General features: G+C 34.8%; 18 protein-coding genes. 12 read left to right on the forward strand and 6 right to left on the reverse strand.

What is annotated here, in order from left to right; all coding sequences use genetic code 11:
- Positions 1-16 precede the first annotated feature (16 nt).
- From SAUT_RS10880 to SAUT_RS10890, 3 genes are read right to left on the reverse strand one after another with little or no spacing between them, the layout of a single operon-like run.
- Positions 17-1,963 (reverse strand): ribonuclease J, encoded by a 1,947-nt coding sequence (locus tag SAUT_RS10880; RefSeq protein ID WP_013327942.1) that lies wholly within the window; start codon positions 1,961-1,963, stop codon positions 17-19.
- Positions 1,929-2,744, reverse strand: coding sequence for a 16S rRNA (adenine(1518)-N(6)/adenine(1519)-N(6))-dimethyltransferase RsmA (gene rsmA / locus SAUT_RS10885; protein WP_013327943.1), 816 nt, complete (start codon positions 2,742-2,744; stop codon positions 1,929-1,931). Before rsmA ends, SAUT_RS10880 begins: the two co-directional genes overlap by 35 nt.
- A 59-nt stretch (positions 2,745-2,803) precedes the next feature.
- Positions 2,804-3,274 carry a CZB domain-containing protein gene (locus tag SAUT_RS10890; RefSeq protein WP_013327944.1) on the reverse strand — a complete coding sequence of 157 codons (471 nt, stop codon included), beginning with the start codon at positions 3,272-3,274 and terminating at the stop codon, positions 2,804-2,806.
- A gap of 159 nt (positions 3,275-3,433) precedes the next feature.
- On the opposite strand from SAUT_RS10890, the gene hisF reads away from it, so the two are divergent.
- The 4 genes from hisF to SAUT_RS10910 all read left to right on the forward strand — a co-directional run bounded on the left by hisF (position 3,434) and on the right by SAUT_RS10910 (position 6,410).
- Positions 3,434-4,192: an imidazole glycerol phosphate synthase subunit HisF gene (hisF, locus tag SAUT_RS10895; protein WP_013327945.1), complete on the forward strand. Its 759-nt coding sequence runs from the start codon at positions 3,434-3,436 to the stop codon at positions 4,190-4,192.
- Between the two features lie 2 nt (positions 4,193-4,194).
- Positions 4,195-4,737, forward strand: a complete 543-nt coding sequence (locus tag SAUT_RS10900; protein ID WP_013327946.1) for a phosphorylase family protein — start codon at positions 4,195-4,197, stop codon at positions 4,735-4,737.
- Positions 4,734-5,828 (forward strand): dual-specificity RNA methyltransferase RlmN, encoded by a 1,095-nt coding sequence (gene rlmN / locus SAUT_RS10905; protein WP_013327947.1) that lies wholly within the window; start codon positions 4,734-4,736, stop codon positions 5,826-5,828. Before SAUT_RS10900 ends, rlmN begins: the two co-directional genes overlap by 4 nt.
- Before the next feature lie 345 nt (positions 5,829-6,173).
- The gene (locus tag SAUT_RS10910; RefSeq protein WP_013327949.1) at positions 6,174-6,410 is read left to right on the forward strand and encodes a hypothetical protein; all 237 of its coding nucleotides are present in this window, start codon (positions 6,174-6,176) and stop codon (positions 6,408-6,410) included.
- A 355-nt stretch (positions 6,411-6,765) separates the two neighbouring features.
- Here the strand turns inward: SAUT_RS10910 and SAUT_RS10915 are convergent, their stop codons facing one another.
- Positions 6,766-7,653, reverse strand: coding sequence for an RluA family pseudouridine synthase (locus SAUT_RS10915; RefSeq protein ID WP_245534108.1), 888 nt, complete (start codon positions 7,651-7,653; stop codon positions 6,766-6,768).
- Between the two features lie 122 nt (positions 7,654-7,775).
- Between SAUT_RS10915 and purB the strand changes: the two genes are divergently transcribed.
- Genes purB through trxC form a run of 8 tightly spaced genes read left to right on the forward strand, consistent with a single transcriptional unit; the run spans position 7,776 to position 14,776 of the window.
- Positions 7,776-9,107 (forward strand): adenylosuccinate lyase, encoded by a 1,332-nt coding sequence (gene purB, locus SAUT_RS10920; protein ID WP_013327951.1) that lies wholly within the window; start codon positions 7,776-7,778, stop codon positions 9,105-9,107.
- Positions 9,108-9,115: 8 nt separating this feature from the next.
- Positions 9,116-11,482 carry a ribonucleoside-diphosphate reductase subunit alpha gene (locus tag SAUT_RS10925; RefSeq protein ID WP_013327952.1) on the forward strand — a complete coding sequence of 789 codons (2,367 nt, stop codon included), beginning with the start codon at positions 9,116-9,118 and terminating at the stop codon, positions 11,480-11,482.
- Positions 11,464-11,814, forward strand: a complete 351-nt coding sequence (locus SAUT_RS10930; RefSeq protein WP_041675258.1) for a hypothetical protein — start codon at positions 11,464-11,466, stop codon at positions 11,812-11,814. The genes SAUT_RS10925 and SAUT_RS10930 overlap by 19 nt, the downstream gene beginning before the upstream one ends.
- A gap of 9 nt (positions 11,815-11,823) precedes the next feature.
- The gene (gene fliW, locus SAUT_RS10935; RefSeq protein ID WP_013327954.1) at positions 11,824-12,213 is read left to right on the forward strand and encodes a flagellar assembly protein FliW; all 390 of its coding nucleotides are present in this window, start codon (positions 11,824-11,826) and stop codon (positions 12,211-12,213) included.
- Positions 12,210-12,572: a response regulator gene (locus SAUT_RS10940; protein ID WP_013327955.1), complete on the forward strand. Its 363-nt coding sequence runs from the start codon at positions 12,210-12,212 to the stop codon at positions 12,570-12,572. Before fliW ends, SAUT_RS10940 begins: the two co-directional genes overlap by 4 nt.
- On the forward strand, positions 12,565-13,164 hold the full coding sequence (locus SAUT_RS10945) for a chemotaxis protein CheX (RefSeq protein ID WP_013327956.1): 600 nt from the start codon (positions 12,565-12,567) through the stop codon (positions 13,162-13,164). Before SAUT_RS10940 ends, SAUT_RS10945 begins: the two co-directional genes overlap by 8 nt.
- Complete coding sequence (locus SAUT_RS10950) at positions 13,119-14,324, forward strand: sensor histidine kinase (RefSeq protein ID WP_013327957.1); 1,206 nt, start codon at positions 13,119-13,121, stop codon at positions 14,322-14,324. Before SAUT_RS10945 ends, SAUT_RS10950 begins: the two co-directional genes overlap by 46 nt.
- Positions 14,325-14,350: 26 nt before the next feature.
- Complete coding sequence (gene trxC / locus SAUT_RS10955; protein WP_013327958.1) at positions 14,351-14,776, forward strand: thioredoxin TrxC; 426 nt, start codon at positions 14,351-14,353, stop codon at positions 14,774-14,776.
- 3 nt (positions 14,777-14,779) lie between these two features.
- On the opposite strand, the gene ppnP is transcribed toward trxC, so the two are convergent.
- Together ppnP and ruvC are read right to left on the reverse strand one after the other, a co-directional pair.
- Entirely contained in the window at positions 14,780-15,091 is a 312-nt protein-coding gene (gene ppnP, locus SAUT_RS10960; protein ID WP_013327959.1) for a pyrimidine/purine nucleoside phosphorylase, read from the reverse strand.
- Positions 15,092-15,207: 116 nt separating this feature from the next.
- Complete coding sequence (gene ruvC / locus SAUT_RS10965) at positions 15,208-15,684, reverse strand: crossover junction endodeoxyribonuclease RuvC (protein ID WP_013327960.1); 477 nt, start codon at positions 15,682-15,684, stop codon at positions 15,208-15,210.
- Positions 15,685-15,721: the final 37 nt, after the last annotated feature.

Below are 15,721 nucleotides of genomic sequence, written 5' to 3' on the forward strand. Positions count from 1 at the left end.
AACTTGAGGAAAATTTTTAGTGAATAAAGATAGACGGAACGATAAGTGGGTATTTTTTCATTTTACGATAGATATGTTTTCTAATAACCTGGCGCAAATCACCCTCTAGAGTTCTATGACTTCCAATTAATCCCGGTTTCATATTAAGCAAGAAGTTTTCTAAAATCTCTTCTATCTCTTTTGCAAAGGCTTTATCTTTTTTATCGGCAACTAAACCAAATGATGTCACTTTTGGTTTGTCCATCATCTTTCCGGTTTGCTCACTAACCTGTCCAACAATCATTACAACACCGTCATTTGCAAGTTTCTGACGATCCATAACTATGTCATCTTCGATTTCATAGTTATTTTGATTATCAATATAAGTTTTTCCTGTTTTTACAGTTTTAACTTTTCTCATATACTTTGGTGCAATTTCTATCTGCTCGCCATCTGTCATAAGAAGAATGTTTCTTTCAGGAACACCACACATCATAGCTGTCTCTTTATGCTTCATTACATGATTATATTCACCATGAATCGGCAAAAAGAATTTAGGATTCACAAGACGGAGCATTAATTTTTGCTCTTCTATTGATGCATGCCCTGAAACGTGGATATCTTTGTCATACGCTATTTTAGCCCCACATTTTTGTAAGTGGTTAAGCATCTGAGAAATAGAACCCTCATTTCCAGGAATAGCACGAGAAGAGAGAACAATCAAATCATTTGGTTTGATTTTGATGTGTCTATGCTCACCTATTGACATTCTAAACAATGCTGAGTTACCCTCACCCTGTGAACCTGTTGTCACGATAAGAACATCTTTATCATTCATATGTGCTACTTCATCAGGTTCTACAAATATACTTTTTGGTAATTTAATATAGTCATACTGCATGGCCACTTCAAGGTTACGCTCCATTGAACGTCCAATGACACACACTTTACGACCATGTTTAACACCATATTGAATTGCTTGATAAACACGGTGAATATTTGAGCTGAATGTTGAAAGAACTACTCTTCCCTCTGCCTTGCTGAACACACGATCTAATGCCGGTGCAACACTAAGCTCAGATGGTGTTGGATTAGGATTATGTGAGTTTGTTGAATCACTCATTAAACATAAAACACCTTTTTCACCGTAATGTGCTAAACGGTGTAAATCTGCAGGATAGCCGTCAATTGGTGTATAATCAATTTTAAAGTCACCCGTATGAATTATCGTACCGGCATCTGTTGTAATGGCTACTGATGAAGAATCTAAAATAGAGTGCGTCATATGCATCCACTCAACTTCAAAATCATTTCCTATTTTATATACTTTTCTTTTTTCAACAGGATTAAAATATTTTCTACTTTCTTTTAAATGATGTTCATCAAATTTGTTCCCAATCATTGCCAAAGGCAGTGACGTGCCATATAGAGGAAATTGTAATTCTCTAAAAAGGTAAGGTACTGCACCGATGTGGTCTTCATGAGCATGAGTAATTACAATACCGACAATCTTGTCTTTAATTTCATGAAGATATGTAAAATCAGGAATTAAAATATCAACCCCGTGCATATCTTCATCTGGAAAACTCATACCGACATCTACAAGAATTGCTTCATTGTCAGTTTCAAATACGGCAATATTCCCGCCGATTTCTCCCAGACCGCCAAGTGGTGTAACACGTACTTTTGCTTTTGAATTTAAATCAAGCTTGTAATGAGGGTTAAGTCTCTGCTTTTGGGCTTCTTGGTTTTTTATAACAAATGCTTTTAGTTTGTCATCAATCGGAGAAGCTCCACGTTTTTGACGGCCACGACCCTTGTTTTTATTGTTATTTGTTCTTGGCTTTGCATTTGCATTTTTTTCACCAGAAGGCTTATTTTGATTGCCATTTGGTCTACGATTATTATTCGGTCTACGGTTGCTATTTGGTTTGCGTTGTTCCTGAGGCTTACTTTGTGCTGCCTCTTGTGTCTTTTCTGCCATCCAAACTCCTTGTTAATTTATAGAGTTGGTGATAGTCGTTAGTGTTCACCTGATGAGGACGAATCGTTAATGCAAGTTCTAGTTCTTCTAGAGCTTCTTGAAGTAATTTCTTATCATATTTTGATGATAGATTTTTCACTAAAGTTTTACGAGGCTGCGAAAATGCAACTCTTAGCATATCCTCGAATTCTTTATCGTTTCTATCACGCTTTTTTTGTATAAGAAAAACAGCAGAATCTACTTTTGGCTGTGGGTCAAATGCAGTCGGAGGAACTTTTACAACAATTTGTGCTGTTCCCACACTTTGAGCTATAACGCCCAAAGAACCAAATACTTTTTCACCTGAGGATGCACAAAATTTCTCTGCTACTTCAAGTTGAACCATTACAAGTATATTTTTACACATAGGATCTGCGAGTGCTTTCAATATTATGTTCGTGGCGATATAATAGGGCAAATTTGCCACCAAATCATACGGCTCACTTACAAGTTCACTCTGCCAAGCTTCTAAAACATCTCCACAATTTATATGAAGTCGCTTGGTAGCAATCTCTTCTTTAAATGTACTTTGTAACAGTTTACATAAATCGGTATCTACCTCAAAAGCTTCTACACTTTTGACATCAACTAAAAATTTAGTTAAATCACCTAAGCCAGGCCCAATTTCTACGATTTTATTATCATTTTTGGGCATCGCTTCGACGATTTGTCTTAAAACTGATTGATCTTTAAGAAAGTTTTGTCCAAACTTCTTCTTTGCTACAACACTTTCTCTGTTCATGACGTTATTCTACCTTCTTTTTACTTACAAAAAGGTAACAGAACAAAAAAAATTAATTTTTATACTAAAGCATTAATTTTTTCTTCTGAAACAGCAACTAAACGTCTCTGTAATCTTGATATTTCAGCTAAAAGTTCCTCTGCGGTTTTTTGCATGGCAACATATTCTTCGTTTACCAGTTTCAACTCTGATTCTGTCAATACTTTTTGTTTTGGCTTAAATATTTTCGATAAAAAACCACCTTTATTTTCTTGGGAATAAAACAAATCAAAAATTTCACGATACCTTCCATGAAGTTTATCGTGGAGTTGCTCAATATTGCTCATACACTCTAACGGATTATTTGAGAGTGCCTTTAATTTTTGACCGTCGCTGTAAAACCATTCACCAAATTTTGTTTCCCTGGGTGACGTCGGTAAAACTTTATCCTCTGCATCTATTCCATCTATTAAGGATTTTGCTGTTTCTACAAATCTTGTTAATTCTATTTCTGCAGTTTCTAAACTTTTTAAAGTTTCATCCTTTTTCATTTACGTTCCTATGCCTAATATAATTAATAATTATAGTCCTATCTATATTAAAGCAATATAAAAGTATTAGACTTTTTGCATAACCTATATATGTCTCAGAAGACTATTGTTTCACGTGAAACAAATCCGCTATTAAGTCTAAAATTGTATAATTCTTTTATGAATTATTTTGCAAAAAGAATCATCCCATGCTTGGATGTAAAAGATGGACGCGTCGTCAAAGGCGTGAATTTTGTAGGACTCAAAGATGCAGGTGACCCAGTAGAAGTTGCGCGAAGATATAATGAAGAGGGTGCCGATGAGCTTACTTTTTTAGATATTACGGCTTCATCTGATAACAGAGATACTATAGTTGATATAGTTGCCGAAGTTGCACGTGAAATTTTTATACCTCTTACCGTAGGTGGAGGTATTCGCAAGCTTGACGATATTTACAAACTTTTAAATGTCGGCTGTGATAAAGTAAGTATCAATTCAGCAGCTATAAAAAGACCCGAATTGATAGACGAGGGTGCAAAACGCTTTGGCTCTCAGTGTATTGTTACAGCTATTGATGTAAAAAAGACCGGTGATAAATACAATGTTTATCTTAACGGCGGACGTGTAGATACCGGCATTGATGCTGTAGAGTGGGCAAAAGAGGTTGTGGACCGCGGAAGTGGAGAAATCCTTTTAACTTCTATGGATGCAGACGGAACAAAAGCAGGCTTTGAGCTTAACATTACCGAACAAATCAGCCGTGCAGTACATGTACCTGTTATTGCCAGCGGCGGTGCCGGGACAATGGGGCATATAAAAGAAGCTTTTGAGCACGGTGCCGATGCAGCACTTGCAGCGTCGATTTTTCACTACAAAGAGATAGATATCATGGATTTGAAACATTATCTGCATGAACAAAACATACCGGTAAGACTTTAAATATGATTATCTGTGCCGGTAATAATGAAACATTTCCATTTGCTACACCAATGGGAGTAGGCTTGATTGAAACTGCCATGAACCTCACACGGCTTTGCTTGTTTGACAAACCTGAGTTTCTACTCTTTGTAGGAACAGCCGGCAGCTATGGAGAAAAAGAGATATTTGACATAGTAGAAAGTAAAACAGCTGCTAATATTGAACTTGCTTTTTTAAGCAATGACGCTTATACGCCGCTTGATAATGTTGTAACAACCAACACTACTAGTAAAAAAGATATCGTGGTCAATTCTTCTAACTATATATCAACAAATGCCCAGCTTTCAAAAAACTTTTTAAAGTTTGGTGTGGGAATAGAAAATATGGAATTTTTCTCCGTTTTACGCATTGCACAGGAATTTAATATTCCTGCAGGCGGCGTATTTTGTATAACAAATTATACTAACAAAAATGCTCATGAAGATTTTTTAAAGAACCACAATAAAGCAAAAGAACTACTTCAAGCACATGTAACAAAACGTATAAAGGAACTAACAGCAAAATGAGTGCGCTAAAACAATCCTTACTGGATTTCACACAAAAAGAGCTAACAGAGTTAGTAAAACCGTCCTTTCGTGCAAAACAGATTTATGGCTGGATGTACCATCAATATGCCCAAGACTTTGATGCAATGAAAAACATACCAAAAGCAATGAAAGAAGAACTGTCTCAAAAATATATAGTGAATCCGCTAAAAATAGTCCGTAAAGAAGAATCAAGTGATGGTACTATCAAGTACTTATTTGAATTGCAAGACGGCAAAACAGTTGAAGCAGTCTGGCTTAAAATGAAAGATGCGCAAATTGATGAAAATGGCGAGATAATACAAGAAGCAAAATACACAATTTGTGTCTCTACTCAGGTTGGCTGCAAAGTAGGGTGCTCTTTTTGTTTGACAGCAAAAGGCGGATTTACACGAGATCTAAGTGCAGGTGAAATCGTAGCGCAAGTTGTGAATTTAAAACGTGACAATGCACACAAACATAACAGAAAAATAAATATCGTGTATATGGGCATGGGAGAACCGCTAGATAATCTTGAGAATCTTGCAAAAGCCATAGAAATTTTTAAAGAAGAAGAGGGCTTGGCGATTTCCGGCAAACGCCAAACAGTCAGTACTAGCGGTCTGAGCAATAAAATAGATAAACTTGGAAAAATGGACTTGGGCGTGCATATAGCCATATCACTCCATGCAGTTGATGATGAACTGCGAACTGAACTTATACCTATGAATAAAGCACATAATATCAACTCAATCATAGAAGCGGTAAAACGCTTTCCGATTGATACACGTAAACGTGTCATGTTTGAATACCTTGTTATAAAGAACAAAAACGATGACTTAGGCTCTGCAAAAAAACTTGTGAAACTCCTTAGCGGTATAAAAGCTAAAGTAAATCTCATTTATTTTAATCCTTATCCTGGAACACCGTACGAACGTCCTTCACGTGAAGATATGGTCAAGTTTCAAGAGTACCTTATAAACCATGGTCTGCTCTCTACTATTCGCGATTCCAAAGGAATAGACATCAGTGCTGCATGCGGACAACTCAAAGAAAAAAACCAAGATGAGATAAACACAGTAATTCAAAACTAATTTTTATTTTATTCTCGGAAGCAAGGTTTTCAAACACTAAAGTGTAACTTAGAAAAAAACTAAATTTTTTTCTGTAACCTTGCCTTTTAGGCTTTAAAGCAAATAAACCTAGGTTCCAAGAAAAACATATTAATTTTTACAACATAACTGAGTTTTGAATTACCATGTGAAATAAATACTTAGATAACAAATCTAGGAGTATAATTAGCTTATAATAAAAATCAAGGACATTTATGAGTGATGTAGATATCAGTGAAGTAGTTTTACTAGTTATAGTATTTACTGTTGGTGTTGGCGGTTTTATTTGGGCTGCAACAAAAGAAGACTAAACAAAAAGGAGTTATTATGGCAGAAAAGACAGATTCAGACAGAATCAAAGAGATATATAAACTTTGTAAAAGTCATTTTGGTGATGTACGTTTTGTAGGCGTTAAATATCACAATAGAATAGGATGGATTGCCAAAGCACAACTTGGTGATGAATTTGAGAACTTAACAGCAGATGGTAAAACAAGTACAGATGCATTAAGAAAGCTACGAAACCGCGTGAAAAAAATTATACGAAGATATAACGAAGTATAAGAAGCAGACGACCAACACACCAGGGAGGTCGTCTATGAATGTAATAATACCCTACTAATCTTAAAAAAATATTTCAAATATACACTTCTCTTAAAATAAATTTTAATCATAAAAAAATTTCAAAATTTACTCTAAATGTGTATTATTCACACATTGTTCTAAAGTGTGAATATCACAAAAAATAGTCACTAAAAAATTTAGAAATTTAGTGATTATTTAAGAAAATATTTATGTAAATTTCAACTTAAAGCAATTTATATATTCTATATATAGCCTGATTATAGGGCTATACAGCGATTTTTAAAAATTATTCACATTGTTGAAAATAATTTTTATCATTTTGTAAAAAAGTTATTCACATTACATATAACAAAGATGTTTTTAAAAAGTCTACTTTACTTTTTATATGATAACTTCTTCCATATAACTCAAAGCCCAATTCACTTGCATGTAAAAGCAATCGCTTAGCACCGCTGTATTTTATTCTTTCTTCTTCCGACAATTCCCGTTCTAAAAATTTAATAATATTTTCTTCACTCTGTCCATAAATAGGATCACCCACAATTGGATGTTTCACGTGAAACAAATGCACTCTAATTTGATGTTGTCTTCCTGTATATGGTGAACATTCAACAAGTGTCATATCAACTTCAGAAAAATATTGCAGCGGCTTGAAGTCAGTTTTTGAAGCTTTGCCTTTTTCATCAACCTTTACCACCATGCGAACTATTGCACTCTCATCTTCTGCTCTGAGCAGTGGTGCTTCTACTGTAAGTTCTTTTTCAAAATGACCATGCACAAATGCCAAATATTTTTTCTTCATATCTCTTTGCTCAAACATCATTTTAATATCACGTTCGCTTTGTTTATTTTTAGCACATAAAACTAGTCCGCTAGTTTCCTGATCAATTCTATGCGTTATATTTGCATCCCTGCCGTATTGGTATTTTAATTCATCTATAAGGGAATAGGGCGTATATCTGTTTTGAGGATGAATAAGCACGCCGCTTGGTTTATCAAATATTACAAACTCTTCTTCTTCATATGTAGGCTCCAGTCCTTTTGTAATTGGTTCAAAATAGATAAATTCAAATTCACCTTCTATTTCACCTGCTGTTTTTGTCATGGGTTTCCCACTAACAAACAGTCTACCTTTGGCAATAAGACGCTGTGCTTCTTTTTGTGTATATCCAAGTTCTTGTATTAAATATAAAAAAGCTTTTTGTTTTTTCGGTGCGAACATTCTCTTTCTAACAAATGGCAAAATTTCAATCCTCTTTAATGAATATTTGAGTAAAATAGATTACTTAAATTATGCGAATTCTAGCATAAAATAGAAGATATTATTTATAAGGAACCTATATAATGGTAGATAGATATTCACGAGAAGAGATGGCATCAAAATGGACTTACCAGGCTAAATATCAAGCTTGGTTAGATGTTGAAAAAGCTGTAGTTAAAGCTTGGGCGAGACTAGGAAAGATACCTCAAGAAGATGCGGACAAGATTGTTAAAAATGCAAACTTTGATATTAAACGTATTGATGAGATAGAAGCTGTAACACGCCACGACCTTATAGCTTTTACTACTTCTGTATCTGAATCTCTTGGTAAAGAGAGTAGATGGTTCCATTATGGTATGACTTCATCAGATACTATTGATACTGCTGTTGCTCTTCAAATGAAAGATTCACTCTCGCTTATTATAGAAGATGTAAAAATGATTATGGAATCTATTAAAAAACGTGCAATGGAACACAAGATGACTTTAATGGTTGGACGTTCTCATGGTATTCATGGAGAACCTATAACATTTGGTCTTGTATTAGCTGTTTGGTATGATGAAATGGCACGTCATTTAGAAAACCTTGAGCAAACTATGGATGTTATCGCTGTTGGTCAAGTGAGTGGAGCTATGGGTAACTTTGCACATGCGCCACTAGAATTGGAAGAGTATACATGTGAAGAGTTAGGTCTTAAACCTGCTCCTGCTTCAAACCAGGTTATTCAACGTGATCGTTATGCAAGATTGGCTACTACACTAGCACTTATGGCAAGTTCAATAGAAAAATTTGCCGTTCAAGTTCGTCACTGGCAAAGAACAGAAGTATATGAGTGCGAAGAGTATTTTGCAAAAGGGCAGAAAGGTTCTTCTGCAATGCCGCATAAGCGTAATCCTATCCTCACAGAAAACATAACAGGTTTGGCACGTATGATTCGTGCATATGCAAATCCTGCTATGGAAAATGTAGCATTATGGCACGAGCGTGATATTTCTCACTCATCAACTGAGCGTTTTTGGCTGCCGGATGCATTTATAACAAGTGACTTTATGCTTCACCGTATGAATAACGTTATAGCAAATCTGACTGTTTACCCTGAAAATATGATGAAAAACCTTAACCTTACAGGGGGGCTTGTTTTCTCACAACGTGTTTTACTTGAACTGCCGCTTCAAGGTGTTTCACGTGAGGATGCTTACAAAATCGTACAAAGAAATGCAATGAAAGTCTGGGAAGAGATTCAGCAAGGCAAGCCTACAGTAAATGAAAAAGGGGAAAGTCTTTACCTTAATCATTTGCTTGCAGATGAGGAACTAAGAAACTCACTCAGCGAAGAAGCAATCAGAGAATGTTTTAATTACGACTACTATACAAAAAATGTAGATAAGATTTTTAACAGAGTTTTTAACAAGTAAGGACAGTTATGATAACAGTTATAAAAAGAAACGGACGGACAGAACCTTTAGATATTTCTAAAATTCAAAAGTATACTTCTGCAGCTGTAAAAGGTTTGGGCAATGTAAGTCAAAGTGAACTTGAGGTTGATGCACAAATTCACTTTCGTGATGGCATAACATCAAAAGAGATACAAGAAACTTTAATTAAAACTGCAGTCGACAAAATAGACATAGATGCACCGAACTGGACATTTGTCGCTTCACGTCTTTTTCTTTTCAATCTGTATCATCAAGTAAACGGATTCACAGGCTACTGTAAACTTGAAAAATATTTTGAAAAAGGTGAAAAAGAGGGACGCATCCTTTTAGGACTTAAAGAGATGTATGACCTTGATGAACTTGAAAAGCACATCAAGCCCGAAAGAGATTTACAGTTTAACTACCTTGGTATTAAAACACTCTATGACAGATACCTGATAAAAGACAGAGATTCTAACCCAATAGAACTTCCTCAGCATATGTTTATGGCAATAGCAATGTTCTTGGCTCAGCGTGAAGAAAACCGTCAAGAATGGGCTATTAAATTTTATAACATGATTAGTAAATTTGAAGTGATGCTTGCAACACCGACACTCTCTAATGCCAGAACGCCGAGACACCAGTTGAGTTCATGTTATATCGGTTCAACGCCTGATAATATAGAGGGAATTTTTGATGCCTATAAAGAGATGGCAATGCTTTCTAAATTCGGTGGAGGAATCGGCTGGGACTGGACACAGGTCCGCTCAATGGGCTCTTATATAGACGGACATAAAAATGCAGCCGGCGGTACCATACCGTTTTTAAAAATTACAAATGACATCGCCATTGCCGTAGATCAGCTCGGTACTCGTAAAGGAGCAATAGCCGTTTACCTTGAACCGTGGCATATAGATATTAACGACTTCTTGGATTTAAAGAAAAACTCCGGTGAAGAGCGTCGACGTGCACATGATCTATTTCCATCACTTTGGCTTAATGACATGTTTATGAAACGTGTTGAAGAAGATGGCATATGGACACTTTTTGATCCTTATGACACCAGAGAACTTACTAACATGTATGGTGAAGAATTCAACAAACGTTACTTAGAATTAGAACAAGATGAAAGTATCATCAAAGAAAAAGTAAAAGCCAAAGATTTATGGAAAAAGATACTTACATCTTATTTTGAAACCGGTTCGCCGTTTCTTTGTTTTAAAGATAATGCTAACCGAGCAAACCCGAATGATCATTATGGAATTATTCGCAGCTCAAACCTTTGTACAGAAATTTTTCAAAACACACAGCCTAACCATTATAAAATCAAATTTATTTTTGAAAATGGTGAAAGTGTAAGCTATGAAGAAAACGAGATGGTAACAGTTGACAGCGGTATAACAAAACCGGCTAAAAAAGTTACTGCTCTGGATTCACTTGGCGGATTGCCGATTTTTGTTGTAGAGAAAGAAAAAGTTGATGGCTCAACTGCTGTTTGTAATCTTGCTTCTATCAACCTTTCACGTGTAAATACAAAAAAAGATATAGACAGAATCGTACCGACTGCCATTAGATGTTTGGACAATGTTATTGACTTGAACTTCTATCCTGTTGAAAAGGTAAAACGTACTAACATGCGAAGTCGTTCTATCGGTTTGGGTGTTATGGGTGAAGCACAAATGTTAGCAGAGGCCGGCACTATGTGGGGAAGTCAGGAACATTTTGACAAAATAGATGAAATTATGGAATCTGTTTGTTATAACGCTGTTTCTGCATCTTCTGATTTGGCAGCTGAAAAAGGAAGTTATCCTGAGTTTGAAGGCAGTAAGTGGAGTAGAGGAATAATGCCTCAGGACCATGCAAATGCTGAAGTAGTTAATTTGGTTGACCGCGGCGGACTATTTGCATCTACCTACGAATGGGATGAATTACGTGCAAAAGTAAAAAAACAGGGTATGAGAAACGGTTATTTGATGGCTGTTGCACCTACGTCATCTATATCAATTTTAACGGGTACAACACAGGCTATAGAACCTGTCTTTAAGCGTAAATGGTCAGAAGAAAATCTCAGCGGACTTATTCCTGTTGTTGTACCAAATCTGTCGCCTGATACATGGAGTTATTACACTCCGGCATATGATTTAAATCAGACAGTTCTTATTAAAGCTGCAGCAATTCGTCAAAAATGGATAGATCAGGGGCAATCACTTAATATCTTCATTACCCTGGATAAAGCGAGCGGGCGTTATTTAAATGAGATTTATATGCTTGCATGGAAACTAGGGCTTAAATCTACCTACTACCTGCGTTCACAGTCACCTGAAATGGTAAGCGATGTAGAAGACAGAAGCATGGAGTGTGTCGGTTGCCAATAGATCTTGAACGATTTGACAACTTTAAAGATGCTGAGTTACGCATTGTAAATATTGTCTCGCCCACACATATAAAGTTAACAGTTGCCGTACAAGACAGAGCTCGTGCCTTTGACTGGATAACACTAGAACTTGATTTTACAGGCGTAACAGATGCAAGACTACTTGAACAAAATAAACTTAAGTTTATAGACATGAACGAAGGCGCAAGCCTCTTACATGTAAACAATGAGTTTGCATTTGGTATAGGAGCGTGCTATAATGCCTCAACAATTAAAAACTCCACACTCTATATCATTTCTAAAGACTTGAAATATAAAGAGGAACAATTTTAAAGGATAGTAATGGCATATGAAGTAAAAGGCGAAATACTTGGATTTGTAAATACTAAGCAGGTAGATATAAATGGGATAGATGAACTTTTTTCTACAATGATAGATAGCCATAATGAGGGTATTTCCTTCACATTGGTTAATCCTTACATATTACGAGAATACTCTTTTGACATTCCAATGGAAACAAAAAATTTGCTCAATATAAATAGTAACTCAAAAATAAGCGTTTACAATATTTTACTCATTCAAAAGCCTTTGGAAAAATCAACAATTAACTTTTTAGCTCCTATAATTATTAATCATGATAACAACACACTAGCCCAAATTGTTCTAGAACCAAAACAAAACCCGGACTATGGCATGGCAGAAAGCATAGAATCTTTTAGGAAAGAAAAATGAAATATTTAGTCACGGATGATTCAAAACTTGCAAGACGTGTACTTGTAAAGGCACTTCTAACATATACTGATGAAGCACATATATTTCAAGCTACTAATGGTCTTGAAGCAGTAAAAATGACGCTTAAAGAGAGACCAGACATAGTCTTTCTAGATTTGACAATGCCCGAAATGGATGGTTATACCGCATTACCAAAATTACGAAAAATAAACCCCGACATAAAAGTAGTTGTTGTTTCCGCAGATGTACAAGAACAGGCTAAAGAAAAAGTTCTCGCACTTGGAGCAAAATTTCATATTGCCAAACCTATAAATCCTCAAAAACTTAAAGAGATACTGGAATCTTTAGCAAATGAGTAATTACATACTGAGTGAAGATGAAGAAGATGTACTCCAAGAACTGATGAATATAGCCTATGGAAGTGCAACAGCCGTAATTGCTGAAATGCTTGAGGCTTTTGCATCGCTGAGTATTCCAAATATACAAGTAATACAAGTAGCTGAACTTTTAAAAACATTTGAAGAGCTAAAAAGTACAAGCTACTTTTTTTCTTCACAGGCATTTAACGGAGAATTTAACGGAGAAAGTGCTTTTTTTATTAATGAAGAGAGTGCAAACAATCTGGCAAAACACCTTGAGCTTGAAAATAAAGATGATTTGGATGATGCCATACTTGAGCTCACAAACGTACTCACATCTTCACTCACAACAAAACTGGCACAAGAGCTCGAAACAGAAGTCGGCTTTTCACTTCCAAGCATCTCAAAGGTTCCTTTAAATGAAATAAATAATGTACAGACATTTAAAATATACTCAAAAGTTATCGTTATAGATACAGAACTGAATTTTCAAGATCAAAAAATTAATGGGAAAATTTTTATTCTAACAAAAGATGAATCAATACAATGGCTCAAAATAAAACTAAACAACATTTTAGACAACTTGATGTAGATAAAGAGATATTATCTGTTATAAATAACGGTGTTATTATATTAAATGATCAACTACAAATACATTATTACAATAAATGGATGCAGCTACATACAAAATTCAAAGAAAATGATGTACTAGGCAAAAAATTATATGAAATTTTTCCTACAATTAATAAAAAAACATTAAAAAGAAAAATACAGACTGCCTTTACAATACAAACACCGACTTTTTATACAGCAAGTTCATCGCATTATCTTATTCCTATTAAAATCAATCAAATAAAAAACTCTCTTTTTAAATATATGCAGCAAGATGTGAGCATAATCCCTTTTAAACAAGACAAACAATTTGTGGCTGTTATAATAACCGATCAGACAATTATGGCAAATACAAATGCGCTGCTGCAAACAAATATACAAAAAGTAAAAGAACTCAACGAAGCACTCATAAAAGAAAAAGAGATAACAGAATTTCAACATAAACAACTCCTTTCAAACTCAAGAAGTGCTGCAATGGGAGAAATGATAAGCATGATAGCCCATCAGTGGAGACAGCCTCTTTCACTAATTAATACAGTTATAGCTACACTTAAAATAAAAAAAGAGTTAGGTATATTAGATAACAAAATAATAGATAACTCCATAAATAAAATTGAAAAAACAACTAATTTTTTATCAAGCACTATTGATGATTTTCGGGACTATTTCAAACCTAACAAAATTGCGGCAAAAGTAAATATTTCAAATTTATTTGAAAAATCTCTATTTTTTCTAAAAAGTGAACTAAAACAGCTTGATATAGAGTATGATATAAATATAGATCCAGATATAAGTATAGTAACTTATAAAAATGAACTTTTGCAAACTATTCTTAATATCTTAAAAAATTCTATAGATGCTTTTAAAGAAAATAATATAAAAAATAAAAAAATTTCTGTTATTGTCGTAAATAATAAAGAATCTGTATTAATCACCATTGAAGATAATGCCGGCGGAATAAGAATTGACAATTTACAAAAGGTATTTGAACCCTATTTTTCTACAAAAAGTAAAAACGGTACGGGGTTGGGTCTATATATGTGTAAAACCATAATTAATGAACATCTTCACGGAAATATATCTTTGAACTCAAATACAAATGGAACTAAAGTAGCAATACAATTGCCAAATAAGGTGTAAAATACACTCTAAAAAAGGAGAATTATATGAAAGTAGTATGTCCACACTGTTTTACTGTAAACAATGTACCTCAAAAAGAGAGTTACAAAAAAGCAAACTGCGGTAAATGTAAACAGTCACTGCTAGATACAAAACCTGTAGAATTAACAAATGCTAATTTTGATGAAGTTGTTGTTAACAGTGATATCCCCGTTATAGTAGATTTTTGGGCGCCGTGGTGCGGTCCTTGTAAAATGATGGCTCCAAATTTTGAGCGTGCGGCTACACAGTTTCCGCTCAAAGCACTTTTTACAAAAGTAAATACTGAAAATGAACAAAATTTGGGTGCGCGTTTCGGTATTCGAAGTATTCCGACTATTATTGTCTTTAAAGGCGGTCGTGAAGTCGAGAGAGTCAGCGGTGCACTTGATATTAATGCACTTGCTTCTCTTGCTTCAAAATATACGAACTAACACTTATTTTATATAAGAACAGCAGTAATCGGTCACACTTTTGATTTTTAAATCAAATGAAGAGTTAGCCGGCACTGTAAACATTTCAGGTGTTAGAAGTGTTCGCCACTCTGCACCTGGAAGTTTTACCTCCACATCACCACTCATCATCTCCATTATCTCTTTATCGTGCGTATTAAAAGTATATTCACCCGGCAGCATTATTCCCAATGACTTTATACTCCCATCAGAAAATTCAACCGTTCTGCTTGTTACTTTTCCATCATAATAGATATTTGCCTCTTTTGTTATTGTTACGTTTTCAAATTTTGACATCTTTTTATCATCCTTAGATTATTTTTTACTTATTTAACATTGATTTTATGTGGCTATTTTAGAGGCTCAGACCGAAGGGAGGATTTGTCCTCTAAAACAGTTACATAAAATCACCTCTACTTTTGTAATCTCACTCGCTGAGAATGCGTAATCGCTACGGCCATAGCATCTGATATATCAAGCGGTTTTATCTCTTTTTTAATATTTAACAAACGTTTTACCATAAATGCAACCTGCTCTTTTTGTGCTTTTGCCTTACCTGTAAGCGCTTTTTTTACCTGCAGAGCAGTATATTCATGAAATTGCCCAAACTCTTGGAGTAATTTTAACATAATAGCTCCGCGAAACTGTGCAAGTTTTATTGTCGTTGCCGGATTGTGTGCATAAAATATATCTTCCATCGCTACTTCATCTATTGTGTGATTTTCAAATATTCTGCTCAATCCTTCAACCATTTGCGGTATTTGAAACTGTAAATCTTCTGCTTTCATTTTTATAAGTCCGGCCTCAATTAATGAGATTTTTCCATTTTGCAGTGAAATTAAAGCATATCCCATATTTCTTGTTCCAGGATCTATTCCAAGTATGGTCATTTTCTGCCTTAAAAAAAATTTTTATGATTATATATAA

It is taken from the genome of Sulfurimonas autotrophica DSM 16294 (genome assembly GCF_000147355.1).
Lineage (GTDB): Bacteria > Campylobacterota > Campylobacteria > Campylobacterales > Sulfurimonadaceae > Sulfurimonas > Sulfurimonas autotrophica.

Coding starts and splice junctions, on each gene's coding strand:
- fliW (WP_013327954.1), top strand. CDS start 11,824: ATGGCATATGAAGTAAAAGGCGAAATACTTGGATTTGTAAATACTAAG.
- SAUT_RS10880 (WP_013327942.1), bottom strand. CDS start 1,963: ATGGCAGAAAAGACACAAGAGGCAGCACAAAGTAAGCCTCAGGAACAA.
- SAUT_RS10925 (WP_013327952.1), top strand. CDS start 9,116: ATGATAACAGTTATAAAAAGAAACGGACGGACAGAACCTTTAGATATT.
- SAUT_RS10910 (WP_013327949.1), top strand. CDS start 6,174: ATGGCAGAAAAGACAGATTCAGACAGAATCAAAGAGATATATAAACTT.
- SAUT_RS10890 (WP_013327944.1), bottom strand. CDS start 3,274: ATGAAAAAGGATGAAACTTTAAAAAGTTTAGAAACTGCAGAAATAGAA.
- SAUT_RS10915 (WP_245534108.1), bottom strand. CDS start 7,653: ATGTTCGCACCGAAAAAACAAAAAGCTTTTTTATATTTAATACAAGAA.
- ruvC (WP_013327960.1), bottom strand. CDS start 15,684: ATGACCATACTTGGAATAGATCCTGGAACAAGAAATATGGGATATGCT.
- SAUT_RS10950 (WP_013327957.1), top strand. CDS start 13,119: ATGGCTCAAAATAAAACTAAACAACATTTTAGACAACTTGATGTAGAT.
- ppnP (WP_013327959.1), bottom strand. CDS start 15,091: ATGTCAAAATTTGAAAACGTAACAATAACAAAAGAGGCAAATATCTAT.
- rsmA (WP_013327943.1), bottom strand. CDS start 2,744: ATGAACAGAGAAAGTGTTGTAGCAAAGAAGAAGTTTGGACAAAACTTT.
- SAUT_RS10940 (WP_013327955.1), top strand. CDS start 12,210: ATGAAATATTTAGTCACGGATGATTCAAAACTTGCAAGACGTGTACTT.
- hisF (WP_013327945.1), top strand. CDS start 3,434: ATGAATTATTTTGCAAAAAGAATCATCCCATGCTTGGATGTAAAAGAT.
- SAUT_RS10945 (WP_013327956.1), top strand. CDS start 12,565: ATGAGTAATTACATACTGAGTGAAGATGAAGAAGATGTACTCCAAGAA.
- purB (WP_013327951.1), top strand. CDS start 7,776: ATGGTAGATAGATATTCACGAGAAGAGATGGCATCAAAATGGACTTAC.
- trxC (WP_013327958.1), top strand. CDS start 14,351: ATGAAAGTAGTATGTCCACACTGTTTTACTGTAAACAATGTACCTCAA.
- SAUT_RS10900 (WP_013327946.1), top strand. CDS start 4,195: ATGATTATCTGTGCCGGTAATAATGAAACATTTCCATTTGCTACACCA.
- rlmN (WP_013327947.1), top strand. CDS start 4,734: ATGAGTGCGCTAAAACAATCCTTACTGGATTTCACACAAAAAGAGCTA.